We start from the raw sequence: 25,951 nt of genomic DNA on the forward strand, positions 1-25,951 counted from the left end.
AGACATTTACTATTCAATCCGTATAATCGGCCACCTCACTGGTACCAATCCGTTTTGAACGGCATGGCGTAGAGTGTCCGTTAGGATCATTAAACATAACAGAGGGAAGAACTGTATGGCGGTGAAATCAGTCGATGTATTGCTGGTTGGTGGTGGCGTGATGAGCGCAACGCTGGGAGTCCTGCTGAAGCAGCTCGAACCTTCGATCAATATTCTGATGATCGAACGCAATGAAAAGGTGGCGCTGGAAAGTTCCGATGGCTGGAACAATGCCGGCACTGGCCACGCTGCCTATTGCGAGCTGAACTACACGCCCGAACGGTCCGATGGCAGTATTGATATTGATAAGGCCGTGTCGATTAACAGCGCCTTCGAAATATCACTGCAATTCTGGTCCTACTTAGTCAATAAGGGCTTCTTTCCCGATCCTCAGCACTTTATCAATCGCGCTCCCCACCAGAGCTTCGTCTGGGGCGAGAAAAACGTCGATTTTTTACGTAAGCGCTTTGCCGCCATGAGTCAACACCCTCTCTTTGCCGGTATGGAATACAGCGAAGATCCCGCGGTGTTGGCCAACTGGATGCCATTGATCATGGATGGTCGGGACCCGACCGACAAGGTCGCCGGCACGCGTGTGTTGCACGGTGCCGATGTCGACTTTGGTTCGATTACCCGCGACCTAATTTATAATCTGGCGAAACAGCCCGGTTTTGAACTGTTAGTCAGTCACGAAGTGAAAAGCTTCAAACGACTCGCTGATCAGACTTGGTCAGTCTCTATGCGTGAATGTATTCAAGGTAAGGTTGAGCAGATCCACAGCAAGTTCATCTTTTTGGGCGCTGGCGGGGGCTCGTTGCCCTTGCTCCAGGCCGCCGGTATTGAGGAGGGCGCTGGATACGGTGGCTTCCCGGTCAGCGGCCAATGGCTGGTTTGTAAGAAGCCGGAAGTGGTGGCTCGCCACAGTGCCAAGGTCTACGGTAAGGCGCCGCTCGGCGCGCCACCGATGTCCGTGCCGCATCTGGATACGCGCGTGATCGATGGCGAGAAAGCCTTGCTGTTTGGGCCCTTTGCCGGCTTTACCACCAAGTTCCTTAAGCAGGGCTCGTTCCTCGATCTGTTCAAGTCGATTCGGCCGAACAACCTAGTGCCTATGATGCGGGTTGGCCTGCGCCATACCGACCTGACCCGTTATCTGATCAGTGAGGTCATGCTGTCTACCGAAGACCGCCTCGAGTCGTTGCGTGGCTATTACCCGCAGGCCAAACTCGAAGACTGGCAATTGGCCATCGCCGGGCAGAGGGTGCAGATCATTAAGAAAGACAAGAAGTTGGGCGGTAAGTTGGAATTCGGCACCGAGGTGATCAGTTCGGCCGATGGTAGCCTGGTCGCGCTGCTTGGTGCCTCGCCCGGCGCCTCTACGGCAGTGGACACGATGATCGGTATTCTCGAGACGAGTTTTCCGACACAGATGGCCAGTGAGGCTTGGCTGGAAAAGTTACACGCCATGGTGCCCTCATACGGTCAGGTGTTAGTAGACGATATAGAGCTGCTGAAGCGAGTCCGCGAGTACACCCTAACGACGCTGAAATTAACCCCTCCCTAATTGGCAGGATTGTCACCGGAGTCGCTCGACGCCGGTGATCAGGTCCACCACCGGCGCCAGGAGCACGGCCCAGGCATTCCACGGTTGCACACCGACGCTCGGACACTGCTCAAGATCGGGTTCACCCTGGTAGCACTTATCGGCGCCGCGTTTTTCTAGTAGCATAGTTGGCGATCTCTAGATTCGATCTTAGGGTGGACCCTTACCGCTGCCATGGAGTTAGTCAATGCCTCGCGTTATCGCCTTCAGGCTTAAGAGCCGTGCCATGTGCCCTAGCGCAGATAGGACTCTGGCGGTCAATGCCACCAACAACCCCTTTGGGCAAGCCTGATGGCACTGCTCGATCTGCTCCAGTCCGCCGCCTGGCGACAGTTGATTGAGGCGCGTGTCGACGATGCCCAATTGAACGATCTGGCCACCTTTCTGCTTGAGCAGGAACGCGCCGGCCAGATCCTCTATCCGGCCAAGTCGAATTGGTTTCGTGCGCTCGACAGCGTTGCACCGCAACAGGTACGGGTGGTGATTCTGGGCCAGGATCCCTACCACGGCCCTAACCAGGCTCAGGGCTTAAGTTTTTCCGTGCCCCCGGGCGCAAAACTCCCGCCGAGCTTGCGCAATATCTTTAAGGAGCAGCAGGCGGATTTGGGCATCCACAACGAGTCGGGTGATCTATCGAGGTGGACCGGGCAGGGCGTGCTGTTGCTCAATGCGGTCTTAACCGTTAGTGCGGGCCAGGCCGGCAGTCACGCCAAGCAGGGCTGGGAGGCGCTAACCGATGCGGTTATCCGGGCCCTAAGCGATGGCCCCACGCCCACAGTCTTTATGCTCTGGGGCGCCTACGCAGAAAAAAAACAACAGCTCATCGATGCCTCGAAACACCTAATTCTCAGTGCGCCGCACCCCTCGCCTTTGTCGGCCTATCGGGGTTGGTTTGGGTGTCGGCATTTTTCCCAAGCCAACCTCTATCTGCAACAACAGGGCTATGCCGCGATCGATTGGCATACCGAAGCCTCGCCCCAACAGTCTCTTTGGTAGGTCGCCACGACCCGAGCGCAACCCAGATAAAATAATGTAAATACTCTGCAGCTGTGCCGTGCCTGAACTAAGATTGAAAAACAGCAGGTAAATATCAACCGATGATTAAGGATCCGGCCGCTCGGTCGTGAACGCTCATAATGGCAAAGCATTAACGGCATTCTGATCGCCTAATTTTTTCGGATTTGAGCACCGGATGACCCGTCGGTTCATCAGTACACAAAAGCTTGAGAATATTCTTATTTAGGATTCGTGGCACCAAGGGAGCGTTTTTATAGCGTCGAGCGGGTGTCACTTATGCACGGTCAGGAGAGTCACATGGATCTATTTAAGCATTACCAGCAGCGTTACGAAACCAAGCGGCACGAAGAATTCTCACTCGAAGAATATCTTAATCTGTGTAAAGCCGACCCAATGACTTACGCCACCGCGCCGCAGCGTATGCTGGCGGCGATTGGCGAGCCGGAGGTGGTCGACACCGCGCGCGATAGCCAACTGAGTCGAATTTTTTCCAATAAGGTCATTCGCCGCTATCCGGCCTTTGCTGAATTTTACGGCATGGAAGAGCCGATCGAACAGATTGTGGCCTATTTCCGGCACGCGGCTCAATCGCTCGAAGAGCGTAAACAAATTCTCTATCTGCTAGGGCCGGTGGGCGGTGGTAAGTCATCCTTGGCCGAGCGACTCAAGGTCTTGATTCAGCAAATTCCGTTCTATGCGATTAAAGGTTCCCCGGTGTTTGAATCGCCCCTGGGGCTGTTCGACCCAGCCGAAGATGCCGAGGTGTTACAAGAAAAGTATGCGATTCCAAATCGCTACCTAGGCCATATCATGTCGCCTTGGGCGGTTAAGCGTTTGCACGAGTTCGGTGGGGATATTAGCCAGTTTCGAGTGGTTAAACTCTATCCCTCGATTACCGATCAGATCGCCGTTGCGAAGACCGAGCCGGGGGATGAAAACAATCAGGATATTTCGGCCTTGGTTGGTAAAGTCGATATCCGAGCGCTCGAAGACTTCCCGCAAAACGATCCCGACGCCTATTCCTTCTCAGGTGCTTTGTGCAAAGCCAATCAGGGCCTGATGGAGTTTGTGGAAATGTTCAAAGCACCGATCAAGGTGCTGCACCCCTTGCTGACCGCGACTCAGGAAGGCAACTACAATGCCACCGAAGGCATGAGTGCTATACCCTTCAGTGGTACTATTTTGGCGCACTCGAATGAATCCGAGTGGCAAAAATTCCGCAATAATCGCAATAATGAGGCCTTTCTTGATCGGGTCTATATTGTCAAAGTGCCTTATTGCTTAAGGGTACAAGAAGAAATAAATATATATAAAAAGCTGCTTGAACACAGCTCGCTGCGCCAATCGCCCTGTGCTCCGGATACCTTGAAGATGTTGGCACAGTTTGTCGTCCTGTCGCGGGTCGCTGTGCCAGAGAATTCCAATCTCTACTCTAAGATGCGCGTCTACGATGGCGACAATCTCAAAGACACCGATCCGAAAGCCAAGACTATTCAGGAGTACAAGGATGCCGCCGGTGTCAACGAGGGCATGGACGGACTGTCGACCCGCTTCGCCTTTAAGATTTTGTCCAAAGTTTTTAACTTCGATCCGATCGAAGTAGCCGCCAATCCGGTTCATCTGCTTTACGTGCTAGAAGAGCAGATCGAGCAGCAGCAGTTTCCGCAGGAGATTCACGATCGTTATCTGGCTCATTTGAAAGAATTTTTGGCGCCACGCTACGTCGATTTTATCGGTAAGGAAATACAGACGGCATACCTAGAATCCTATTCCGAATACGGCCAAAATATTTTTGATCGCTATGTGACCTATGCCGATTTCTGGATTCAGGACCAGGAGTATCGTGATCCGGAGACCGGAGAGATACTCAACAGAGGCTCGCTTAATGACGAGTTAGAGAAGATTGAGAAACCGGCTGGTATCTCCAATCCCAAGGATTTCCGTAACGAGATTGTCAACTTTGTCTTGCGTGCCCGTGCCAATCACGAGGGCCGCAATCCGAGCTGGCAAAGTTATGAAAAGTTACGCGCGGTAATAGAGAAAAAAATGTTTTCCAACACCGAGGATCTACTGCCGGTGATTTCCTATACCGCCAAGTCGTCCAAAGGCGATGAGAAAAAGCACGCCGATTTCGTACGCCGTATGGTCGAGCGGGGCTATACCGAGAAACAGGTTCGACTGTTGAGTGAATGGTATTTGCGGGTTCGTAAATCATCTTGAATCGGGAGGGTCTATGGTCAACTCCTATGTTGTCGATCGTCGCTTAAATGGTAAGAACAAGAGTGCGGTAAACCGAAAGCGGTTTTTGGAACGCTATAAAAAGCATATCAAGCGCGCGGTTAATGAGGCGGTCAACAGCCGCTCTATCACCGATATGGAGCATGGCGAGTCTATCTCCATTCCGGGTCAGGATATTCATGAGCCGGTATTCGGTCATGGCCCGGGTGGCCAGCGGTCGATTGTGAATCCGGGTAACAAGGAGTTTGTCTCCGGTGACCGCATTGCCAAACCACGTGGCGGGGCAGGGCAGGGGGGCACTGGGCAGGCATCCGATAGTGGCGAGGGGCTCGACGAGTTCACCTTTAATATTACCCAGGAGGAATTTCTCGAATTTCTCTTCGAGGATCTGGAGTTACCCAACCTGGTTCGTAAAGAACTTAAATCGTTGGACGACTTTGTTTACCGTCACGCCGGTTTTACTAATACTGGGGTGCCGGCCAAGATCAATGTGGTGCGCTCGCTCAAAAATGCCCATGCCCGCCGGATCGCGCTTAGTGGTAAGTCGCGCCGACTGCTCAAAGAGACGCTCAGGCTGATTGACCTCGAAGAACAACAAGAGACCGCGCTGAAGAACCCCAAACGAATAGCCGAACTGATCTTGGAGAAAGAGCGCCTGCAAGCCAAGATAGGGCGTTTGCCCTTTATCGATGATTTTGATCTGCGCTATAACCTGAGCGCCAAGGAGGCGATGCCGAGCAGTGCGGCGGTGATGTTTTGTCTGATGGACGTGTCCGGGTCGATGACCCAGGCCACCAAAGATATCGCGAAAAAGTTCTATCTGTTGCTTTATATGTTTTTGCGCCGAAACTACGAAAAAATTGAGGTCGTCTTTATCCGACATCACACCAATGCCAAGGAGGTAGACGAAGAAGAATTCTTCTACAGTCGAGAAACCGGTGGCACCATCGTATCCTCTGCCTTGCGCCTAATGCAGCAGATTATTGCCGAGCGTTACCCAGCCAATGCCTGGAATATCTACGCCGCTCAAGCCTCAGATGGTGATAACTGGAACGACGACTCACCCACCTGTCAGCGCATACTGGAGAAAGAATTGATCGCCAAGGTGCAGTATTTTTCCTATATCGAAATCACCCCGCGCGATCACCAGGCCCTGTGGCACGCCTACGCCCAAGTTAAGGCCGCTAATCCGAATAGCTTTGCGATGGAGCAGATCGTGGATCAGAGCGATATCTATCCGGTGTTTCGCCACCTGTTTCAAAGGAAGGTGCTATGACCAAACCCTCGCCCCCGGCGCATGAATCGCGCCATGAACCCATTACCAGCTCCAGTGAGTGGACCTTTGAATTGGTGCGTGAGTTCGACGCTATCATTGGCCAGGTGGCCCGGGAATATCGGCTCGATACCTACCCCAATCAGATTGAGATTATCAGTTCTGAGCAGATGATGGACGCCTATTCATCGGTGGGCATGCCGGTCGGCTACCATCATTGGTCCTATGGTAAGCAGTTCCTCCAGACTCAGAACCACTACAATAGGGGTTTTATGGGCCTGGCTTATGAGATTGTCATCAACTCCAGCCCCTGTATTGCCTATCTGATGGAAGAGAACACCATGGCGATGCAGGCCCTGGTGATTGCCCATGCCTGCTACGGCCATAATTCCTTTTTTAAGAACAACTACCTGTTTAAAACCTGGACCGATGCCACGGCCATTATCGATTATTTGGTGTTTGCCAAGGAGTACGTCGCTCAGTGCGAAAACCGGTATGGCGTCGGCACGGTCGAGGCGATACTCGACTCCTGTCATGCCTTGCAGAACTATGGCGTCGATCGCTACAAGCGACCCTCGCAAATTTCGGCCGCGGCAGAGGCGTCACGGCAAACCGAGCGCGAGGCCCATATGCAGCAGCAGGTGAATCTGCTGTGGCGGACCATCCCGGTGCATCGAGACGAGGATGAAACTGGCCAAACGAGTCACTTCCCGGCCGAACCGCAAGAGAATCTACTTTATTTCATCGAAAAAAATGCCCCCTTGCTGGAGCCTTGGCAGCGTGAGCTGATCCGCATCGTACGCAAAATTGCCCAGTATTTTTACCCACAACGGCAAACTCAGGTGATGAACGAGGGCTGGGCCAGTTTTTGGCATTACACCCTGATGAACACTCTATACGACCGGGGCTATGTTAACGAAGGCTTTATGTTCGAGTTTCTCAGCAGTCATGCCGCCGTGGTCTACCAGCCACCCTATGACTCCAAATATTACTCTGGCATCAACCCCTATACGCTGGGCATCAATATCTTTAACGACTTGCGGCGGATGTGCGAGGCACCGACGGCGGAGGACTATGAATGGTTTCCCGATATCGCCGGGAAAGACTGGCTTCAGACACTGCACTTTGCGATGGAGAACTTTAAGGACGAAAGCTTCATCCAGCAGTATTTGTCGCCCAAGGTAATGCGCGATATGCGGCTGTTTTGCGTATTCGACGACGAGGACCAGGCGGAATACGAGATTCGTGCCATTCACGACGATCCCGGTTATCGCACCGTGCGCGCCGCGTTGGCCGAGCAATACAATTTGAGTTCGCGCGAGCCCGATATTCAGGTTGTGGCGGTTGACCTGCGCGGTGATCGCTCACTGACGTTAAAGCACACCCGGCATAATAACATCCCCTTGAACAAGGACTGCGAAGAGGTGCTCAAACATGTCCATCGTCTCTGGGGCTTTGATGTGCATCTTAACTCCTACGCCGGGGCGCAGCTTAAAGCCAGCTTGCATGTGCCGGCCAAACCGGTTGATGACGCAGGCGTTAACCAGGAAAACCTCAAATATGTCTAAACTCGCCTAATACGCCTGCCAAGAGTCCTCCCCGAGAGGGGGCTTTACTGGCCAGCAAGACCGGCAATGGGTATGATGAGGCTCAAGTCCTTTGCCGCTTAGGGGTGCCTAACTTAAGCCGTTGACGACGCACTTAACTGCATTTACACCGAGTGACCCTGTACTACGTTCGGTTGGCCCCGCCAATCTTATATGTCACGGCCACCTCGCATAGAGCGACAGGGTTCGAGCTGGAAACGGCAGGGCCTCCCGACTTTGGAAAGGTGAACAATGTTACAAGATACGTTTGGGCGTCGATTTTATTATCTGCGCCTGTCGGTGACCGATGTCTGCAACTTCAGTTGCGACTACTGCTTGCCCGACGGCTATCAGGGCCGGCCGGACGAGGCGTTTTTGTCACCCAATGAGCTCACCCAGGTGGCCCGTGGTTTTGCCGCCATGGGCACGCAAAAGATCCGCCTTACCGGCGGTGAGCCCAGCCTGCGCAATGACTTGCCGGAGATTATTGAGCGTATTCATACAATTGAAGGCATCCAAACGGTGGCCTTGACCACCAATGGCTATAAGTTGCCTCAGCGGATTAAGACCTGGGCCGATGCGGGTTTGACCCAGCTCAATGTGTCGATCGACTCACTCGATCCGAACGAATTTCAACGTATTACCGGTCATGACCGACTGCCGGAAATACTCGCCGGTATCACCGAAGCCAAGGCCTTGGGTTTGGCGGTCAAGGTGAATTCGGTGTTGATGAAAGACATCAATGACGACATGAGTGCGGTGCTGCATTGGTTGCGCACCAACCCGGTCACCTTACGCTTTATTGAAGTGATGGAAACCGCTGACCAGCAAGTTTTTTTCCGCCAACACCATATCAGCGGCGCGACCATTAAAGAACGGCTATTGGTCGATGGTTGGCAGCCGGTGGCCCGTAAGTTGGCAGACGGACCCGCTCAAGAGTTTTGGCATCCGGCCTTTGTCGGTCGTATTGGTCTGATCATGCCGTACAGCAAAGATTTCTGCGCCACCTGTAACAGGTTGCGTGTCTCCAGTCTGGGTAAACTGCATCTGTGTCTGTTTTCGGAGCAGGGCATCGATCTGCGGCCCCTATTGCAGCCGGGCGTTCCGCTCTCAGGGCTGGTCGAGGCGGTGACTCACCATTTGGGCGATAAAAGTGCCGGCCACTCGCTGATCGACCATAATAGCGGGGCCATGGCCAACCTGAGTCAGATAGGCGGTTAGATGAGCGCGGCGATCCTATTACTCAGCGGTGGCCGCAGCACCCGGATGGGACAGGATAAGGCGACCCTGGCTTGGGCCGGCCAAAGCTTGCTCAGCTGGCAGCGCCATCGGTTCGAACGGGCCGGCTCTCGAGTGCTGTGCGGTCTGAGCGATCGTTTTGCCGATTACCCGGGCCCGTTGGCCGGGATCGATTCGGCCTGTGCCGCGTGTCCGGACCTTGAGGGCTTTGTGGTGGTGCCGGTTGATATGCCGTCTTTAAGTAGCGCAGCAGTGCAGTATTTGGCGCGCCAGGGCGCTGAAAAACAGCGGCTTAGCGCCTTTGTCGGGCATCCGATGCCGCTCTATGTGCCCAACTCGCCGGCTATCGCCCAGCTGCTGGCGCGCTGGCTGGCAGATCCGGAGGGGCCGCGTTCGGTTACCGCCCTGATCGAGCATCAGGACGGTCAATGGCTTGCACCGGAGCCCTATCAAAACGAACTAACCAACATCAATACGCCCGATCAATGGCGCCATTTTCTGGCAGGAGAGTTACACCCATGAGTCATGCAGCCAAGTCCTTCGAACCCCTGTCTATTGCCGTCCTTACGGTGTCCGATACTCGTGACGCGAGCAATGACACCTCCGGTGCTCTTCTGGTTGAACGCGCCCTGGCGGCCGGCCATAAGCTGAGCGAACAGCGCATCGAAAAGGATGATATTTTTCAGATTCGCTATCAGGTTTCCAAGTGGATCGCATCGCGCGACACCCAGGTGGTAATCATCACCGGCGGGACCGGTTTTACCGGTCGCGATTCAACCCCGGAGGCGGTGTCCGTGTTGTTGGAAAAGCAGGTTGATGGGTTTGGCGAGTTGTTTCGTCAACTGTCTTATCAAGATATCGGCACCTCGACCGTTCAGAGTCGGGCCTTAGCCGGGTTGGCCAATGGCACCCTGGTGGTCTGTCTGCCCGGTTCGACCGGCGCCTGCCGCACCGGCTGGGATGGCATCTTGGCCAGTCAACTCGATGCCAGCCACAAACCCTGTAACTTTGTCATGCATTTAAAGCAGACCGACAGCGACCTATGTGAGACGCGAGCATGACTGAGTTCAGTCACATCAATGCCGCTGGTGAAGCCAATATGGTCGATGTCTCCAGCAAAAGCAGCAACCTGCGTGAGGCCCGAGCCGAGGTCTATGTGCTGCTCAACAGCCAAGCCATAGGCCTGATTCAGCGCGGCGATCATCATAAGGGCGATATTTTCGGGGTGTCTCGAGTGGCCGGTATTATGGCCGCCAAACGCACCAGCGATCTGATCCCGCTCTGTCATCCACTGATGTTGACCAAGGTCACCGTCGATCTGGAGTTGCAGGCCGATCAACAGCGCGTACGGATCACCAGCCTGTGCAAGCTCGACGGCAAGACCGGTGTTGAGATGGAGGCCCTGACAGCGGCATCCGTGGCAGCGCTGACCCTGTTCGATATGTGCAAGGCGGTCGACCCGGCGATGCGCATCGACGGTTTGCGGGTACTGGAAAAAACCGGCGGAAAATCGGGGCGATGGCTCGCATAGGAATCCTAAGATGACCTTTACAGTGAAATTTTTTGCCCGTCTGCGGGAAGAATTGGCCACCGCCGAGGTGCAGGTTGCGCTCGCCGATGTCACGACCCTGGCCCAACTCAAGCCCTTTCTCATTGGCCAATATCCGCATTGGCAGACGGCTTTGGAACGCAACCTGTTGCTTGCGGTCAATCAGAACCTGGTCAATGGCGACCTGACCTTGCAGGTCGGTGATGAGGTGGCGCTGTTTCCACCGGTGACCGGCGGATGATTCATATCGCCGTGCAGACGGCCGATTTTTCGGTGCAAGATGAATACGACCGTATCTGTGCGCACAACAGCGCCGACGGTGGCGTGGTGTTTTTTGTCGGCCGGGTGCGCGATCTCAACGAGGGTGAGGCGGTCTATGCCATGACCCTGGAACACTATCCCGGGATGACCGAACAGAGCCTGATGGCTATTGTCAGCGAGGCGCAAACGCGCTGGCCGCTTAGCCGGGTGCGGGTGATTCATCGGGTCGGGCAACTGACTCCGGGCGAGCAGATCGTCTTTGTCGCCACGGCCAGTCCTCATCGGGACGCCGCTTTTGCCGGTGCACAATTTATTATGGATTGGCTCAAGACCCGAGCGCCGATCTGGAAGAAAGAGAACACCGAACGGGGCGAACATTGGCTCGAGGCCAAGCTCAGCGACGCCGACAAGGCCGACCAATGGTAGTGCGCCTGCTATTTTGTGGCTGGCTGTTGAGTGCTGGGGTCTGGGCCGAGGCGCCCCTGACCGTGGCGGTGACCGCGAGTTTTAAGCCGGTATTGTCGGCTCTGAGTGAGCCCTTTAGTACCGCTACGGGCCAGTCGATGCGACTGGTTTCGGCCTCAACCGGAGTGCTGTCTCAGCAGATCTTGGCGGGCGCGCCCTTTGATGTTTTCTTTGCCGCGGATCGAGCCCATCCACAACACTTGCGCGATGCACTGGGCCTGCCTGCGGACCGTGTCACAACCTATGCCCTGGGTGCTCTGGTGCTGGTCACCCAGGACCCTGCGGTCCAGACATTAGACGATCTGCATGACTACGCCGGCCGAGTGATTATCGCCAATCCGCTGCAAGCGCCCTATGGTGCCGCCGCCGATCAGCTATTGGATCGGTTGGGCTTTAGCGGTACCCGGGTACGGGCCAATAATGTTAGCCAAGCCCGCCAATATCTCAGTCTTAATTTAGCCACGGTGGGTCTAACCGCGGCCTCAGTGGCCCAAGATCTGCCCGGGGCGCAGGCCATCGATCCAACGCTCTATCCGGTATTGGAACAACAGGTCATAGTGCTGCGCGCCTCCGAGCAAACTCGGCGGCTCCTCGCCTTTTTACAAAGCACCGAAGCGATCCAGATGCTGCGCGACATGGGTTATCGTGAACCGGGCAATGGGGAGCCAGTTGAGCCATGATTCTGGATGCGATCGGACTCACCCTGCGCCTGGCCGGCACCACAACCCTGTTGTTGCTCCTTATTTGTCTGCCGCTGGCGGCTTGGCTGGCCTCAACGCGCTCGCGCGCTAAACCCTGGATAGAATCCTTAGTGGCCTTGCCATTGGTGTTACCGCCGACGGTGTTGGGGTTTTATCTGCTGCTGATTATGTCGCCCAACAGTCGCATCGGGGCCGCTTGGGTTGAGTTATTTGGTCAGAGTCTGGCCTTTAGTTTCTGGGGGCTGGTAATCGGTTCGATGGCCTATTCCTTGCCGTTCGTGGTCCAGCCGCTGCAACGGACCTTTGAAGGCCAGGGGCCGCTTATCGCCGAGGCGGCGCACACCCTGGGCGCTCATCCTTGGCAAACCTTCTGGGCTATTCGCCTGCCGCTGGCGATGCCGGGCCTCATCGCCGCCTCGGTGTTGGGTTTTACCCATACGGTGGGCGAATTCGGTGTGGTGCTGATGATCGGTGGCAATATACCGGGTCAGACCCAGGTGCTGTCTATTTTGCTGTTCGATCAGGTTGAAAGCCTGAACTATGCGCTGGCCCATCAGTTGGCCGCTGGTCTGGTACTGAGCTCGTTGCTGGTATTGTTCTGCCTCTATCGCTGGAATCATCAGAGTGTCGTGAGGATTGGCGGATGAAGTTTTCCATTCAGGGCCATTGGCGTGGCCAACAACTCGACCTCCAAGGCCAATTTGCACCCGGTGAACGGGTTGCCTTGCTCGGTGCCAGTGGCGCCGGCAAGACCACATTGTTGCGTCTGCTAGCGGGCCTAGATCACATGCCCGAAGCGCAGATCGATATCGCCGGAAAAACGCTCGGCCGAGCCTGGCAGTCGCCCTGCAGCCTGGTGCATCAGCAGCAGGTGATGTTTGCCCACCATCGGGTCGAGCAGACGGTGCACTTCGGCGCTCGGTTTCGACCCAATAGCCAAGCCTTACCGATGCGGGAATGGGCCGAGGCCTTGGATCTGACCGATCTGTGGCAACAATCCTGTGCTGCGCTGTCCGGCGGTCAACAGCAGCGGGTTGCGCTCTTGCGCACCCTGATGAGTCAACCGGCTTGGCTCTTATTGGACGAATCCTTTGCCGCGCTCGATGCCCTGAGCAGAGTAAGAGCCTGTGACGTGGTTGCCGACTACTGTCGACGCACCGGTGCGGGCCTGCTACTCGCCAGCCATCATGACAGCCCGCAACGGATCTTGTGCGACAGTGCCTACTCAGTGGATCAGCTAACCGGCAGTTATCAGCCGAATCTATTCGATCAACTCAATCGGGTTAGCAGCGAGGGCGGCATGACCACCCTGTCGGGCACAGCAGAGCAGCTTACTAAGGGTTTTCTGGCCGTTCTGGTCGATAGGCAATCGCTGTATTTGGCCGTGCCCGAGTGCTGGCAGCCGGGCAATGCCCGTATCAGTCTTGAGGCATCTGAAATCAGTATCGCCTTAGGCGATCAACATCAGACCTCAATGGTCAATCGGCTCAAGGCAACGGTGGACAGTCTGGTGTCAATCGACGGTGAGCGCGTTGTGGTTGGCTTGCGGCTGGACCAACAGCGCTTTAGCGCGACCATCTCACTCTGGTCCCGGCAGCGCCTGGAATTGGTTGTGGGGCAGACGGTGTTTGCCGAATTTAAAGCGGCCGCCGTGCAGTGGCACGGCCAGGCACACTGATCAGTCGCTGCTCTTCGATTGATATCGATGCCCTGCATGTACCCCCGGCTGTGCCTCTACCCTCAGTGAAACACCGCGCCATAGAACGCGATCAACGCCGAAAATGAGCATATCATTAGTAGCATTGGCCGGTAATGACGATCGACCCAAGGCCGGGCCGACTTACCCAACAGATAACCCAGTCCGGCAGCGGGTATAAAAGACAGGCCCGTGAGCCACAGATTGGCTGTCATCAGGCCCAGCATTTGGTAACTGACCAACGATGTAATGCAGCTGTAGGCGAAGTAGATCGACAAGTTGGCCCGGGTGTTATGGCCCTTGCCGTGTTGCATCACCAATGCGATCGGCGGGCCGCCGATCGAGGTGGTGGTGCCGGTAATGCCGGAAATAAAGCCGGCAATGGAGAGGTTGCTCATGGTGGCCGGGAACGGCTTGGCAAAGGCGGTCACAAATATCGCTACAAAGACCATGCCGGCAACTAAAATTTGCAGCAATTGCACTGGTAGTAGGGTCAGGATCCAGGCACCAGCAAAAGTACCTGGGAGCCGACCGATCATCGCGGGGCTAATAAAGCGCCATTCGATGCCGCTGCGTTGGTTCCAAGCATTCTGCAGGCTCAGGACCAAGGCGACGATGGTGAGAATGATCGGCACCCACTCGGGGCGATAAAGCACAATAATGGGCGCCGCGACCACCGCCATGCCAAAGCCTAGTGCCGTTTGAACCACGCAGCCTAAAAATAACGCAGCAGCGGTTAGCCACCAGAGGGTATCGAACATCGGGATCACTGCCTGAAAAAAAAGCTAGGGTAGCCTCGATCCCGAACTGGTACAACGGTTGTTCATCCCTGCAAACGATAAAGTGGTTGCATCTTGCTAAACAAATCGTTAAAACCTTCCCCCACAAAGGGGAGTGTGCGCGTGAAAGCAGTGTTTAATAATTTTATGGGTGTGATTGCCATGCTGTTGCTGGTGGTTCATACCTTGATTATCGGTATTTTTGTCTTTACCTGTGTCTTCTGGCGCCTGGTGTTGTCAGAACGTTTGCGAGTTAAGCTGGTTAACCCGGCCATTATCGGTGTTGCTAATGTCTGGCTGGGGGTGATCCTCTGGTGGATGCGAAACGTCCAGCGGATTGAATGGGACATTGAGAATGAAGTGGAGCTGTCACTCGACCAGTGGTACATGGTGGTTTCAAATCATCAGAGTTGGGTCGATATCTTTGCGCTGTTCCATGTCACCCAGGGTAAAATTCCCCTGTTAAAGTTTTTTATCAAAAAAGAGTTGGCCAAGGTGCCGATCGTCGGCCAAGCCTGGTGGGCGATGGACTATCCTTTTATGCAGCGCCACTCGCGCGCTTTTCTAGCCAAACATCCAGAAAAGGCCAATGATGACCTGATCGCGACCCGCAAAGCCTGTGAGAAGTTCTCCCACACCCCAACCAGCATCGTTAACTTTCTCGAAGGGACTCGTTTTAGCCCGGACAAACAGGCGCGTCAGAAGTCCCCCTACAAGCATTTGCTGCGGCCCAAGGCCGGTGGTATCGCCTTTGCGATCCAAGCTCTGGGTGCGCGATTTTCATCGATGATCGACACCACCATCGTGTACCAAAACCAGCCGCCCAGCTTTTGGGATCTGGCTTGCGGTCGAGTCGGTAGGGTGTCGATCCGTATGCGGCACGTGGAGATACCGGCTGCCTTTATCAGCATGGATTATCTTGATAACCGCGATGACAAAAAAGCGTTCCAGCTTTGGTTACACCAGCTTTGGTTGGCCAAGGACGCGCAAATAGCCGAACTCAAAAGCCGCCCGAGCGCCTAGCGTAGAGTTAAATCGTTATTGAGCAGTCTGCGCAGGCGGCTGCGCATCCACGGCAACAGCAGCAGACCCATTAGAACACCGCAGGCCAGGCCACCCAGGTGGGCCGAGTTATCGATGGGCAGAAATAGGCCTAGGCCCAAGTTGATCGCCAACACCGCGCCAATACTCTTCAGCCATTCCTTGCGCAGGTCCGGACGCACTATATTGCTCAGCAGCACCGCGACAAAAATACCAAATAGACCGAAGATGGCGCCAGAGGCACCGGCACTGATCACGCCTGGATTAAACAGATAGCTCGCGAAACTGCCCGCCAAACCGCATGCCAGATACACCAGCAGAAAAAGCGCTGACCCGAGGAGGGGCTCAATAAACCGGCCCAAGACAAACAGGGAGGCGCTGTTGAAGACCAAATGCATCAGGCCGAGATGCAAAAATATGCTGCTGAAAAATCGCCACCACTCGCCCTGTACGACAAAATTGGAATAGTTAGCGCCCAGTGCCAGCAAGCTCTGCGCGGAAAACTGTGAAAAGTTGCCATTGAGCACCACCACTGCTAAAAACATTAGCAGGTTGAGGCTTAACAATACCGGGGTAACACGAAAACCTGTTCGAAACTTCAAAATCATAAGGGGTCCATAGAGGCATATAGGGCCATAGGGCCGAGTTAGCGCAAAAATCAGTTGATAATCTACCCTGTTCGAGTCGCAAAACCTACCCTGCTTTATGCGGTCTTTGGGCAGGGGCGGTAAATCTCTCAGTTTGTGTCCTGCTAGTCGAAATTGGTCCCCATTAGTGTTACAGTATTGCTTCGTTTGATGGCAAAATTGACCCGATATGAAGAGCACACGCAGCAAACACGATATTCAATCCGACTTGGCCGACGAAGTCGCAGCCTTCTTGACCCATGGTGGAAATATTAGCCAGGTGGAACGCGGGAAGAGTGGACTTTCTCCGGATAAGCCTTGGATCAACCCGTTCAAAACGTCCGAAGGTGAAAAAGCCTTGTCTCGCACACCCTTACCCGATGTCGTGGCGGCGATTGATGCGCGGAAACAGTCAAAAAAAAAACCCTTAGTTAAGCATCGCAAACCAAAGAAAACCTGGATTTTCGACGATTTCGGCGAACCTGTGCGCTGGGTTTGGTCGGAAGAGTCGACCAGCTGACGGTTTAGCAGCTCCAGTCAGTAACGACTCGACCCACTCCTTCTTTACAGTAACGGGCCCTTGAGTCGACGCCCTGTAAACCCCGCATAACGCCCGATAATTCCTTATAGACCTTGTCCTTTCGTGTCATCTTTGTGTAAACCGGCGTATGCTGCCTCCCCCCGATCTTTTTGGATAGAACCACGATGAATCTCAGTAAAACCGAATACCGCCGAGTGCTCTTGGCCGCCTGTTTATTACTGATGCTGTCAATTGGTTATCGCTCCGGCTTTGGACTGTTTTTACAACCGTTGAGCAGTGCCCGAGGCTGGGGGCGAGATGTGCTATCACTCGCCCTTGCCACGCAAAACCTCGCCTGGGGCGTGGTCGCCGTTTTTGCCGGAGCACTGGCCGACCGCTTTGGTAACCTAAAGGTTATTGTCGCGGGCGTGGTGCTCTATGCCGCGGGCATGTGGGGCATGTCGGTGGCTGAGACCGAATGGCAGATCATCCTGACGGCTGGGTTTCTGGTGGGTGCCGGAATTGCCGGGACCTCCTTTGGTATCGTGTTACCGGCCATTGTGCGCGCCGTTCCAGAAGACAAGCGTAGCTGGGCCCTGGGGGTTGGTACTGCCGCGGGCAGTTTTGGCCAATTTTTGATTGTGCCCTTGATGCAGGGTCTGATCGAAGCCTTCGGCATGTATCCGTCATTAAAAATTCTCGCCGCTTCAGCCTTTGTGATGGCGCTTTTAGCCATTCCCCTGGCGCCGTTCAGTGGCAGTCGGGAAGTCAAGCCATCCGCGGGCGGGCCTTCGGTTGCTGAGCCATCACTCTGGTCGACCCTGATCAGTGCCTTGAAGGTTCGATCTTACACCCTGTTGGTGTTCGGTTTTTTTGTCTGCGGTTTTCACATCGCCTTTATTACCGTCCATATGCCCAGCTATCTCCTCGATCTAGGCTTTGAAGCTAAGGTGGGCGCCTGGAGTATCAGCCTTATTGGCCTGTTCAACGTTTTTGGCGCCTATATTGCCGGCGTGCAAAGTGGTAAGCGACCCAAACATCTGATCTTGGCGGGTATCTACCTGGCACGGGTGGTTGCCATATCGGCCTTTGTCTTAATCCCGGTGTCCTTGACTAGTATTCTTATGTTTAGTGCTGCTATGGGCTTCCTATGGCTGGCTACCGTCCCCCCCACCTCGGGTCTGGTCGTTACCTTCTTCGGAACCCGCTATATGGCTTTTCTGTATGGTTTCGTCTTCCTCAGCCATCAACTCGGCAGTTTTAGCGGCGTCTGGCTGGGAGGCTACCTCTACGAACACTACGGTAACTATGATGGCATCTGGTACTTAGGTATTGTATTGGGTCTGGTCGCCGCGGCCCTGCATTGGCCCATCCAAGAACGGCCGGCGAAGCTCGCCCTGGCCTAGTCCCGCGAATGTCCTGAACGCTGGCAAAGCGCAGCGTTCATCATTTCTTCACAAATTTTCGGTAAAATACCCTTCTGGCTTGACATGAATCTATGCTTGGCTCAAGTTAAGCAATCTGAACAAACGGTCAGCTAAATAGTTGGTCGGGCCTCTTCCCTGTGTGCGGCGGACAATAACCGTTGTAAACGGAGTTTTTGCGCCGCCGTTCAGCCCAATCCAATGCTGAACGGCAGCGTGATGCGGGGTTGGAATTCATGAGTACTTTTTGATTGAGCCGTAGCGCGAGATAATTTTTTTGAATGACCCGTGACCTATTCGGCCTTGTTAGGTTGGATGGCGCGACCATATCACTAAATTCCTTACCTGGAGATTCAGCATGAAAAGATGGACTGTAGCCCCCCTGAGCCTGTTAGCCTCTTCCTTGATATTAGTTGGCTGTGCCAGCACCGGGACCCAATATGTCACCGATCAGGAATACCGCTTAACCCTATTACACACCAATGACAATCACGGTCGCTTTTGGCAAAACAGCCGCGGCGAGTATGGCATGTCGGCACGAATGACCTTAGTCGAACGCATCCGCATGGAGGTTGAAGCGCAAGGCGGGTCCGTACTGATGTTATCCGGCGGTGATATTAATACCGGTGTACCGGAGTCGGACCTGCTCGATGCCGAGCCCGACTTTAAGGGTATGACGATGCTCGGCTATGACGCCATGGCCATTGGTAATCACGAATTTGATAACTCACGTGAAGTCTTGATGAAGCAGGCCGAATGGGCAGACTTCCCGTTTTTGTCGGCCAATATCTACTTAAAAGGCACTAATAAGACTCTATTCCCCGCCTATCAGATGTTTGAAGTGCAGGGTAACCGCATTGCCGTGGTCGGTTTCACGACCGAAGACACGCAAAAGATCGGTAATCCGGAGTTTATCTCTGACCTTGAATTTAAAACGCCCATAGAAGTGGCCGAAAAACTGATTCCCGCTTTGAATAAGAAAGCCGATTTGGTGATCGCCGTGACCCATATGGGCCACTACGACGACGCCAGTTTCGGTGGCAATGCACCGGGCGATGTCTCGCTCGCGCGGGCCGTCTCGGGCATTGATGTAATAGTCGGCGGGCACAGTCAAGTACCGCTGTTCAAGCCAGATGTGCAAAACAATACCCTGATACTGCAAGCCCATGAATGGGGCAAGTATGTTGGTCGACTCGATTTGGTTATTAAGAATGGCGATATTACCGGTTACGATTACAAACTGATCCCGGTCAATCTAAAAGATAGGGTCAAGGACGATGCCGGCAACAGCAGCTATGTGCTGCAAGAAGCCGAAATTGCGCAAGATTTGGGCATGTTGGCCATGTTGTCCTCCTATCAGAAGCAGGGCAGTGCGGCACTGGGTACTGTGATTGGCCAATCCGACGGACTCTTTGTCGGTGACCGCAATATCGTGCGCAACAGTGCCACCAATCTCGGCGTGTTGATTGCCAAGGCACAGATGGTCAAGACCAAGGCCGATGTGGGTATTATGAACTCCGGTGGCATTCGCGCCGACATGGAAGCGGGTGAAATTACCTATAAGGACGTCTTAACGGTTCAACCTTTTGCGAATATCCTGACCTATGTGGATTTTTCCGGTCAAGAACTAACCGAGTACCTGACCGCCGCAGTGAATATGGCCGCGGGTAGCGGCGCGTTTGCGCAGATTTCAGGGGCCGAGATCCGTACCGTTGCAGGCAAAATCACCCGCATGACCGTGGCCGGTAAGGCCATCGACATGAACCAATCTTATCGCATCGCGGTCAATTCCTTTATGGCCTCCGGCGGTGACGGTTATCCGAAAATTAGCGACCACGCTAACTTTGTTAACACGGGGTTTGTGGATGCCGATATGTTGGTTGAATACATTCAAAATAACAGCCCGCTGTCGGTGTCCGATTTCGAACCCGATGGCAGCCTGGAGCGGATGTAATTTAGACTGGACGATTGTACAAAGTACTCTAAATGCTAAACTGATCCGGGCTTAGGCCCGGTTTTTTTATATGCCTCATTTTAGGGCGAAAGGCCCATCCCTAACTATTGAATCGATTGGAAGCTAATATGACCATTCAACGCATCAACCCCAGCGCACGTTGGTCTGACATTACGGTGTTTAACGGCGTAGCCTATTTTGTCGACGTTGCCGATGATGCCAATGCAGATATGACCGGCCAGATGCAACAGTTATTGGCCCAGGCCGAACAAACATTGGCCAAGGTGGGTAGCGATAAGTCCCAGCTCATCTCAGTGACGATCTATATTACTGACTTTGCCAATGTTGGTGCCCTCAATGACGTCTGGTCGGCCTGGTTGCCGGCAGACTCAGCACCCAGTCGGGCTTGCCTGAAAGTCGAATTGGCCAATCCGGCCTATCTGGTCGAGATGGCCTTTGTGGCAGCGGTAGCAGATTAATCGACCCCCTCACCGGAGATGTGTATGAAAGTTAATAGTTTTATGACCAAACATATCGTCACCGTAACCATGGATGACAAAGTTAGTCATGTAAAATACCTGTTCGATGAACACGAATTTCATCATTTGTTGGTGGTGGATCGAGGTAATTTATCCGGCGTACTGTCAGACCGTGATCTGTTAAGAGTACTCAGCCCAGACGTTGACAGCCTTGATGCGACGTCCAGAGATCTAGCCTGCTTAAAAAAAATGGTGCACCAGATTATGACCCGCAATCCGATCACCTTGCACCAAGACGCTAGCATTCGCGACGCTATCGATGTCTTGAACCAGCATCCTATATCCTGCCTGCCAATTGTTAACGATGCGGGTAAGGCAGTTGGTATCGTGACATGGCGCGATCTAATACGCATGTTGGCGAGACCGGCGGAGCCTAAGGTTGAGTCCGCCGAGTGATCGGCGCAGTGACTTGCTCGTAATCAAGCCAGAACATTCGCCTGCTAAGCCTAGACTGAGGCCAAGGTGTTTGATGAAAATTATATGGCGAACCATTCGGCCTAGCCATTGGCCCATTGTTTGGCGGCAATCTATTTGCTCAACGTTTACTTCGCATGCAGGGGTTATAATTGAAAGCTGGAACTCAGAATACGATGGCACAGGATACCTTGATTCACGGCGACTTCAGTCAGCCGGCCATTGTTCGGCCTGAAGACTACCGCTGGCAAGCGTCACCGCTGCCGGGTGTTGATCGAATGATGCTGGATCGCGTCGGTGGCGAAATCGCGCGCGCCACGACGGTGGTGCGTTACGCACCAAATAGTCAATTTTCGGCGCATGTCCATGGCGGCGGTGAGGAGTTCTTCGTGCTCAACGGTGTTTTTGCCGATGAGTATGGCGAATACCCGGCCGGATCCTATGTGCGCAATCCCGTCGGCACCTCCCACACGCCGATCATCGGCGCAGCCGGCGCGACCATCTTGGTAAAGCTCAATCAATTTGACGCGCGTGACACCGAGCAAAAGCATATTGATACCCATGCAGTGCCATGGCGGCAAGGTCTGGTTGAGGGTCTGACCGTAATGGCGCTGCACGACTTTGAAGGTGAGCATGTGGCGCTGGTTAAGTGGGCACCCAATACCCTATTTCAAACCCACCGACACTGGGGCGGGGAAGAGATATTTGTCTTGTCGGGAGTGTTCCATGACGAACACGGACGGTATCCGGCCGGCTCTTGGATACGGTCACCACACCTAAGTCAACATACGCCTTTTACCCAGGATGAAGGCGCGCTGATTTTTGTTAAGGTGGGGCATTTGCTGTAGCAATTTCAGAGTAAACAAAAATTGTTTCTGAGTGAAACATTTCAAGGCGCTGGTGGCAAAAAAATATTGGCAGCCTTGGCCTATCAGGTCTTGATGTTTGTAGTTTTTTTACGACCAACTGCTTCGGAAGAAGTTGGGCATCAACGCGACGCAAAATTATTCACCCTATTTTGCACCTATACTGTCGCGTTTTAAGTTGATTCTGTTTTAAGGAAAAGGATAAACCATATTAGGTTGGAGCAGGGGTGTCCAAAGAATAATAAATATTTAGATATACTTCACGTTTTTTCACAACCCTTGGTATTAGAATTATTTCACAATTATAAAAAACACAAAGACCAGCAAAAAAGTATCTGATTTTAGTGATAGATATTCTTATTGAACTGATTATGGAAAATCAAGGACAAAAAGGATGGAACCTATTGCTGGCAAAAACTGTCTTCTATCTATCGATGTTATTGACTTAAGGCCCTGGATATTTCTCTTTGTCCTTTATTTCGTATTCGTATCAATAACGGTCGGGTCCAACCTTAATCCGATCCATCAGACTGGCCCATACCAAAACCATCCGGAAGCTATTTACCCATCGGACCGAGACGTTCTAGGAGAAATAACTCTCCATCAAGAAGTACGCCACATTCTTGGGGTAGATTCAAACGTACAGTTTCGCAACATAACCCCCTCCTATACTTCACCAGATATTGTCCATTTGCAGCAGGTATTCGCCGGAGTGGACGTTTCCGCTGCAATCCTTGCTGTGCGCTTATCAGATGACGGTAAGGTGAGTCAGGTCTACGGCGAGGTTCTAGACGGGGTTGGCCAGGCACTAAAACGTCAAGCCAATCGACGCGACAGGTCCGCTGCCAAAGCCATATCACCCGCCAATAAATTAGCCTGGGTTGCTGATGCACAATGGCTTGCCAACCATGTTCTGCTCCCTCAAACCGATCAGGGCCAATGGACCATCAGCCAGCTCGTGCAAAGCCCTGCATTTGTGTCCATTGCAGGGCAGGTTAGGCGTGTTGAACGAGTTGAATTCTATGCTGAAAATATCAGTCAACAACGTTTTGTTCGACCGGCCCTTGATGTCGATCCGGATAGTCACATTATCCTGCAGCAACTGAATCGCCTGAACTATTCTGTGCAGGCCGGCAGCGGCCCAGGCGGTAACCTGATGACCGGGCCGCAGCAATACCCCTGGGTCGGTCAGGCCATCGATGCCCTCAGCGCCGGCACCTTTCTGGTCACCCGCAGCGGCACCGATTGCACCCTGGGTGTTGCGCCCGAAGACGGCTCCTGGCAAAACAACGTCCAGGTGCTGAACGGCACAGACGCCAGTGCCGCCTATCGCTACCCGTGCAACGAAAAAGGGCTCCATGAAGAGGATCTCTCGATCCCAACAGGCGCCTACTCACCGCTCAACGATGCCAGTTACAGCGCCCAAGTCGCCTTCAATCTGTACGCCAACTTTGCCATCACCCGAGCCAAGGGGCCGCTCAATGAGATCGGTCGACCTTTAATCGTCAAGGCTCGCTATGGCTATGTCGATAACGCTTTTTGGAATGGCGAGTTTATCGCGCTGGGCGACGGCGCACGCTATTTCTACCCCAAGGTTGCACCCGATACACTCGGCCATGAGCTGGCCCACGCGGTACTGGAACACTACAGCCTGCTGAGCCAGGGGGGCGGCACATCGATGGGCATCGCCGAGTCCTTTGCCGACATCGCTGGCGAAGCAACGGAATACGCCATAGCGCAGCAAAGCTTTCAGCAAAATGATTGGCGATATGCCGCCGCCACCTTCAAGCCCACCTTGGCAGACGCTGCGCGCTATTTTGAGCAACCGTCGCTCGATGGTAAGTCGATCGATACGCCCAAGGATCGGCATTACCAGGTCACTGGCCATCATCTGGCAGGTCCCTTTAATCGCGCGTTTTTCCATCTGGTGACCGACAACGCAGCGCGTGGCTGGACGCCCTTGATCGGCTTTGACCTCTGGCTGACCGCCGCCGCCAACTGTTGGGTGCCAATTATGCAGTACGAGAGTGCGGCCCAATGCATCGTGGACTCGGCGGCTACCTTTCGCGCCCACAACAGCGCATTACCGAGCGACTGGAACGCCGAGGCGATTCGTTACGCGGTGATCCGAGCCTTTGCAAGGGTCGATATTATGACCACCAGCGACACCGAGTTGGTAGCCCTGTTTGACTATAAGCGCGTGTTCGATGGATTGCTGTTGCGCAATACCAGTTCCGTCGGTACAAGCACCAGCCCGGTCTATGACTGGGATCTGGGCGATGATGGCAGCATCGATCAGGTAACCCAGCGGCTAGTGGACACGGTCGATATCCTGCCCGCTGCGGGTGCTGACCGCCTCGTCGTTCGGCTTCGAGCTCAAGCGCCCAACCAGCAAGATGACTATCTGAGAGAAATTGATCTAGCACCAGACTACTGCATCCCAAGCGGGTCTGGCGATGGAGCCGATTACATTCGCCAAGTTAGCCTCAATGGTACGGCCATGGCGGTGTCGGAGACCGAGCCGGGCGGTTATGCCGACTATACCGCAGAGCCTCCCTTGACGCTGAACCTGGCAGGCGAAAACAGCATTATCCTTACCCCAAACGATGATCTCTATTTCCGCCGTTGGATGGTGTTTGCCGATCTAAACGGCGATCACGACTTCAGCGATCCGGGCGAGACACTACTCGAGACCCGAAGTCAGGGCGCGATTACGGGCGCCATCGATCTGACCGGTGGGAGCCCCGCCAATAAGGGCCAGACCACCCGATTGCGCGTGCTGATGGATTGGGCCAGTGCTTCCCGGCCCTGCGGTCGAGCAAGCATGGGCGAGTATGAGGACTATCGTGTGACGCTGGTGACCCAGCCGGACCCTATGCCCGAGCCAATGGTCGCCTTTAGTTATGGCGTGGTAGCGGATAGCACCGTGGTGCAGTTTGAGAACCGCAGTGAGTCGGTACCGGCAGGGGCAACCTGGTCCTGGCAATATCGGCACCTGGATCAGGCCCGCTATACCGAATTTGCAGCGACCCACGGGGCTCGGTTCGATTTCGGCCAGGCCGGTGACTACAGCGTGTTACTGATGCTCACTTTAGCGGATGGCCGGGAAGTTCAAGCAGAACAGGCCATCAATGTACCGGAACCCCAACCCGATCCGGAACCCCAACCCGATCCGGAGCCCCAACCCGATCCGAAACCCCAACCCGATCCGGAGCCCCAACCCGATCCGAAACCCAAACCCCAACCCCAACCCGATCCGAAACCCCAACCCAATCCGGAACTGGAGTTTGATATAGAGGTAAGTCCTGGGTCGGCTGATGTGACCTTGATAAATCATTCCAATCACTATCTGGACAGCGCTCAGTGGGCATGGAACTACGGCGATGGCCAAATCAGTGAGATGAGCAGTTTTCAAGCGAGCCATCGTCATACTTATAATGTCGCCAGGTTGCCCAAAGATACACAAGAAATAATCGTTACACTGTCTATTAGTCAGAACGGAACTCTCTACCAACAACAAAAAATACTCGATCGTAATCGGTTACCGAAAGTCGGCGCTGTAATTTTCGCACTGCCGTTATGCCTCTGGCTGCTATTGCTGCGCATCGACTGGCATGTGCGCGGTTCGGAACGGCAGAGTTAGAATCATTGCTCGCCTGAATCGTAACCGTCCAGAGGATTCGGACAACCGAGTTAGTTCACCCGACAGCATGCAAGGATAGATAATGCGCCACCTAAGCCGTTACACCTGAACTGAAGTTTCGTATCGTTGTGATCGGTTAATGCCCTGGCCAATCGAGGTGGTTTGGCCATGGTTTAACGATCGATACAGGATTATTTGTGCGAATTTATATAAAAGTATTTAACTCATTCTGTATTACACATTGGATTGAGGTGCCCATGTTATTACTTAAAAAAAATATTAAAAACACATACAAGTTTTGCAAACTCATCCCTTTAATGGGTCTGGTGTTAACCTCTGCGGCCACTTTTTCTGCGACCCCTCTCTCGAGGTTGTCACCAGTGGTCTCTGGCGAACAGGCCGGTAAAGAAACCTATGGAGACGTATCATGGTCGGCCAGCAGCCTAGCCCAGCGGGTATCTGATTACCTCGGTGCAAG

25 protein-coding genes and 1 riboswitch are annotated in these 25,951 nt (G+C 53.9%); of the genes, 22 read left to right on the top strand and 3 right to left on the bottom strand.

What is annotated here, in order from left to right:
- The first annotated feature begins 73 nt into the window (after positions 1–73).
- Positions 74–1,603 carry a malate dehydrogenase (quinone) gene (gene mqo, locus REIFOR_RS05465; RefSeq protein WP_227003770.1) on the top strand — a complete coding sequence of 510 codons (1,530 nt, stop codon included), beginning with the start codon at positions 74–76 and terminating at the stop codon, positions 1,601–1,603.
- A gap of 12 nt (positions 1,604–1,615) precedes the next feature.
- Here the strand turns inward: mqo and REIFOR_RS16845 are convergent, their stop codons facing one another.
- Entirely contained in the window at positions 1,616–1,768 is a 153-nt protein-coding gene (locus REIFOR_RS16845; RefSeq protein ID WP_158524297.1) for a hypothetical protein, read from the bottom strand.
- Positions 1,769–1,933: 165 nt separating this feature from the next.
- Here REIFOR_RS16845 and ung point away from each other — a divergent pair, with 165 nt between their 5' ends.
- From ung to REIFOR_RS05530, 13 genes are all read left to right on the top strand, one after another.
- The gene (ung, locus tag REIFOR_RS05470) at positions 1,934–2,638 is read left to right on the top strand and encodes a uracil-DNA glycosylase (protein ID WP_100256595.1); all 705 of its coding nucleotides are present in this window, start codon (positions 1,934–1,936) and stop codon (positions 2,636–2,638) included.
- 318 nt (positions 2,639–2,956) lie between these two features.
- Positions 2,957–4,879: a PrkA family serine protein kinase gene (locus REIFOR_RS05475; RefSeq protein ID WP_100256596.1), complete on the top strand. Its 1,923-nt coding sequence runs from the start codon at positions 2,957–2,959 to the stop codon at positions 4,877–4,879.
- Between the two features lie 13 nt (positions 4,880–4,892).
- Positions 4,893–6,173: a YeaH/YhbH family protein gene (locus tag REIFOR_RS05480; protein WP_100256597.1), complete on the top strand. Its 1,281-nt coding sequence runs from the start codon at positions 4,893–4,895 to the stop codon at positions 6,171–6,173.
- Positions 6,170–7,738 carry a SpoVR family protein gene (locus REIFOR_RS05485; RefSeq protein ID WP_100256598.1) on the top strand — a complete coding sequence of 523 codons (1,569 nt, stop codon included), beginning with the start codon at positions 6,170–6,172 and terminating at the stop codon, positions 7,736–7,738. Before REIFOR_RS05480 ends, REIFOR_RS05485 begins: the two co-directional genes overlap by 4 nt.
- 134 nt (positions 7,739–7,872) lie before the next feature.
- Positions 7,873–8,020, top strand: a riboswitch (molybdenum cofactor riboswitch).
- On the top strand, positions 8,009–8,977 hold the full coding sequence (gene moaA / locus REIFOR_RS05490; protein WP_100256599.1) for a GTP 3',8-cyclase MoaA: 969 nt from the start codon (positions 8,009–8,011) through the stop codon (positions 8,975–8,977). (Overlaps the previous riboswitch by 12 nt.)
- Positions 8,978–9,517 carry a molybdenum cofactor guanylyltransferase gene (gene mobA / locus REIFOR_RS05495; protein ID WP_100256600.1) on the top strand — a complete coding sequence of 180 codons (540 nt, stop codon included), beginning with the start codon at positions 8,978–8,980 and terminating at the stop codon, positions 9,515–9,517.
- On the top strand, positions 9,514–10,056 hold the full coding sequence (moaB, locus tag REIFOR_RS05500; protein WP_100256601.1) for a molybdenum cofactor biosynthesis protein B: 543 nt from the start codon (positions 9,514–9,516) through the stop codon (positions 10,054–10,056). The genes mobA and moaB overlap by 4 nt, the downstream gene beginning before the upstream one ends.
- Positions 10,053–10,526, top strand: coding sequence for a cyclic pyranopterin monophosphate synthase MoaC (gene moaC, locus REIFOR_RS05505; RefSeq protein ID WP_100256602.1), 474 nt, complete (start codon positions 10,053–10,055; stop codon positions 10,524–10,526). Before moaB ends, moaC begins: the two co-directional genes overlap by 4 nt.
- A gap of 10 nt (positions 10,527–10,536) precedes the next feature.
- Complete coding sequence (gene moaD / locus REIFOR_RS05510) at positions 10,537–10,785, top strand: molybdopterin converting factor subunit 1 (RefSeq protein WP_100256603.1); 249 nt, start codon at positions 10,537–10,539, stop codon at positions 10,783–10,785.
- On the top strand, positions 10,782–11,231 hold the full coding sequence (gene moaE, locus REIFOR_RS05515) for a molybdopterin synthase catalytic subunit MoaE (RefSeq protein WP_100256604.1): 450 nt from the start codon (positions 10,782–10,784) through the stop codon (positions 11,229–11,231). The genes moaD and moaE overlap by 4 nt, the downstream gene beginning before the upstream one ends.
- On the top strand, positions 11,225–11,950 hold the full coding sequence (gene modA, locus REIFOR_RS05520; protein ID WP_100256605.1) for a molybdate ABC transporter substrate-binding protein: 726 nt from the start codon (positions 11,225–11,227) through the stop codon (positions 11,948–11,950). The genes moaE and modA overlap by 7 nt, the downstream gene beginning before the upstream one ends.
- Positions 11,947–12,618, top strand: coding sequence for a molybdate ABC transporter permease subunit (gene modB / locus REIFOR_RS05525; protein ID WP_100256606.1), 672 nt, complete (start codon positions 11,947–11,949; stop codon positions 12,616–12,618). Before modA ends, modB begins: the two co-directional genes overlap by 4 nt.
- Positions 12,615–13,649 carry an ATP-binding cassette domain-containing protein gene (locus REIFOR_RS05530; RefSeq protein ID WP_100256607.1) on the top strand — a complete coding sequence of 345 codons (1,035 nt, stop codon included), beginning with the start codon at positions 12,615–12,617 and terminating at the stop codon, positions 13,647–13,649. The genes modB and REIFOR_RS05530 overlap by 4 nt, the downstream gene beginning before the upstream one ends.
- A 62-nt stretch (positions 13,650–13,711) precedes the next feature.
- Here REIFOR_RS05530 and REIFOR_RS05535 read toward each other — a convergent pair whose 3' ends face one another.
- Entirely contained in the window at positions 13,712–14,428 is a 717-nt protein-coding gene (locus tag REIFOR_RS05535; RefSeq protein ID WP_100256608.1) for a sulfite exporter TauE/SafE family protein, read from the bottom strand.
- Positions 14,429–14,569: 141 nt separating this feature from the next.
- Here REIFOR_RS05535 and REIFOR_RS05540 point away from each other — a divergent pair, with 141 nt between their 5' ends.
- Positions 14,570–15,469 (top strand): acyltransferase, encoded by a 900-nt coding sequence (locus tag REIFOR_RS05540; protein WP_227003771.1) that lies wholly within the window; start codon positions 14,570–14,572, stop codon positions 15,467–15,469.
- Here REIFOR_RS05540 and REIFOR_RS05545 read toward each other — a convergent pair.
- On the bottom strand, positions 15,466–16,095 hold the full coding sequence (locus tag REIFOR_RS05545; protein WP_100256609.1) for a rhomboid family intramembrane serine protease: 630 nt from the start codon (positions 16,093–16,095) through the stop codon (positions 15,466–15,468). The two genes, REIFOR_RS05540 and REIFOR_RS05545, sit on opposite strands and share 4 nt — an antisense overlap.
- A 208-nt stretch (positions 16,096–16,303) precedes the next feature.
- On the opposite strand from REIFOR_RS05545, the gene REIFOR_RS05550 reads away from it, so the two are divergent.
- The 7 genes from REIFOR_RS05550 (at position 16,304) to REIFOR_RS05580 (ending at position 25,473) form a co-directional block, all read left to right on the top strand.
- Entirely contained in the window at positions 16,304–16,633 is a 330-nt protein-coding gene (locus tag REIFOR_RS05550; protein WP_100256610.1) for a hypothetical protein, read from the top strand.
- Between the two features lie 185 nt (positions 16,634–16,818).
- Positions 16,819–18,039: an MFS transporter gene (locus REIFOR_RS05555; RefSeq protein ID WP_100256611.1), complete on the top strand. Its 1,221-nt coding sequence runs from the start codon at positions 16,819–16,821 to the stop codon at positions 18,037–18,039.
- Positions 18,040–18,415: 376 nt separating this feature from the next.
- On the top strand, positions 18,416–20,011 hold the full coding sequence (gene ushA / locus REIFOR_RS05560) for a bifunctional UDP-sugar hydrolase/5'-nucleotidase UshA (protein ID WP_100256612.1): 1,596 nt from the start codon (positions 18,416–18,418) through the stop codon (positions 20,009–20,011).
- Between the two features lie 128 nt (positions 20,012–20,139).
- Positions 20,140–20,490 (top strand): RidA family protein, encoded by a 351-nt coding sequence (locus REIFOR_RS05565; RefSeq protein ID WP_100256613.1) that lies wholly within the window; start codon positions 20,140–20,142, stop codon positions 20,488–20,490.
- Between the two features lie 24 nt (positions 20,491–20,514).
- A complete protein-coding gene (locus REIFOR_RS05570; protein ID WP_100256614.1) occupies positions 20,515–20,946 on the top strand; it encodes a CBS domain-containing protein in 432 nt (143 codons plus the stop codon).
- A gap of 194 nt (positions 20,947–21,140) precedes the next feature.
- Positions 21,141–21,812 carry a cupin domain-containing protein gene (locus tag REIFOR_RS05575; protein WP_100256615.1) on the top strand — a complete coding sequence of 224 codons (672 nt, stop codon included), beginning with the start codon at positions 21,141–21,143 and terminating at the stop codon, positions 21,810–21,812.
- Positions 21,813–22,542: 730 nt separating this feature from the next.
- On the top strand, positions 22,543–25,473 hold the full coding sequence (locus REIFOR_RS05580; protein ID WP_158524298.1) for a GEVED domain-containing protein: 2,931 nt from the start codon (positions 22,543–22,545) through the stop codon (positions 25,471–25,473).
- Positions 25,474–25,951 lie beyond the last annotated feature (478 nt).

The organism is Reinekea forsetii, from assembly GCF_002795845.1.
GTDB classification, from domain to species: Bacteria; Pseudomonadota; Gammaproteobacteria; order Pseudomonadales; family Natronospirillaceae; genus Reinekea; species Reinekea forsetii.

Coding starts and splice junctions, on each gene's coding strand:
- moaE (WP_100256604.1), top strand. CDS start 10,782: ATGATTCATATCGCCGTGCAGACGGCCGATTTTTCGGTGCAAGATGAA.
- ushA (WP_100256612.1), top strand. CDS start 18,416: ATGAAAAGATGGACTGTAGCCCCCCTGAGCCTGTTAGCCTCTTCCTTG.
- REIFOR_RS05475 (WP_100256596.1), top strand. CDS start 2,957: ATGGATCTATTTAAGCATTACCAGCAGCGTTACGAAACCAAGCGGCAC.
- modB (WP_100256606.1), top strand. CDS start 11,947: ATGATTCTGGATGCGATCGGACTCACCCTGCGCCTGGCCGGCACCACA.
- REIFOR_RS05565 (WP_100256613.1), top strand. CDS start 20,140: ATGACCATTCAACGCATCAACCCCAGCGCACGTTGGTCTGACATTACG.
- ung (WP_100256595.1), top strand. CDS start 1,934: ATGGCACTGCTCGATCTGCTCCAGTCCGCCGCCTGGCGACAGTTGATT.
- modA (WP_100256605.1), top strand. CDS start 11,225: ATGGTAGTGCGCCTGCTATTTTGTGGCTGGCTGTTGAGTGCTGGGGTC.
- moaC (WP_100256602.1), top strand. CDS start 10,053: ATGACTGAGTTCAGTCACATCAATGCCGCTGGTGAAGCCAATATGGTC.
- REIFOR_RS05480 (WP_100256597.1), top strand. CDS start 4,893: ATGGTCAACTCCTATGTTGTCGATCGTCGCTTAAATGGTAAGAACAAG.
- mobA (WP_100256600.1), top strand. CDS start 8,978: ATGAGCGCGGCGATCCTATTACTCAGCGGTGGCCGCAGCACCCGGATG.
- moaA (WP_100256599.1), top strand. CDS start 8,009: ATGTTACAAGATACGTTTGGGCGTCGATTTTATTATCTGCGCCTGTCG.
- REIFOR_RS16845 (WP_158524297.1), bottom strand. CDS start 1,768: ATGCTACTAGAAAAACGCGGCGCCGATAAGTGCTACCAGGGTGAACCC.
- REIFOR_RS05555 (WP_100256611.1), top strand. CDS start 16,819: ATGAATCTCAGTAAAACCGAATACCGCCGAGTGCTCTTGGCCGCCTGT.
- REIFOR_RS05575 (WP_100256615.1), top strand. CDS start 21,141: ATGGCACAGGATACCTTGATTCACGGCGACTTCAGTCAGCCGGCCATT.
- REIFOR_RS05535 (WP_100256608.1), bottom strand. CDS start 14,428: ATGTTCGATACCCTCTGGTGGCTAACCGCTGCTGCGTTATTTTTAGGC.
- moaD (WP_100256603.1), top strand. CDS start 10,537: ATGACCTTTACAGTGAAATTTTTTGCCCGTCTGCGGGAAGAATTGGCC.
- REIFOR_RS05530 (WP_100256607.1), top strand. CDS start 12,615: ATGAAGTTTTCCATTCAGGGCCATTGGCGTGGCCAACAACTCGACCTC.
- moaB (WP_100256601.1), top strand. CDS start 9,514: ATGAGTCATGCAGCCAAGTCCTTCGAACCCCTGTCTATTGCCGTCCTT.
- REIFOR_RS05570 (WP_100256614.1), top strand. CDS start 20,515: ATGAAAGTTAATAGTTTTATGACCAAACATATCGTCACCGTAACCATG.
- REIFOR_RS05550 (WP_100256610.1), top strand. CDS start 16,304: ATGAAGAGCACACGCAGCAAACACGATATTCAATCCGACTTGGCCGAC.
- REIFOR_RS05485 (WP_100256598.1), top strand. CDS start 6,170: ATGACCAAACCCTCGCCCCCGGCGCATGAATCGCGCCATGAACCCATT.
- REIFOR_RS05545 (WP_100256609.1), bottom strand. CDS start 16,095: ATGATTTTGAAGTTTCGAACAGGTTTTCGTGTTACCCCGGTATTGTTA.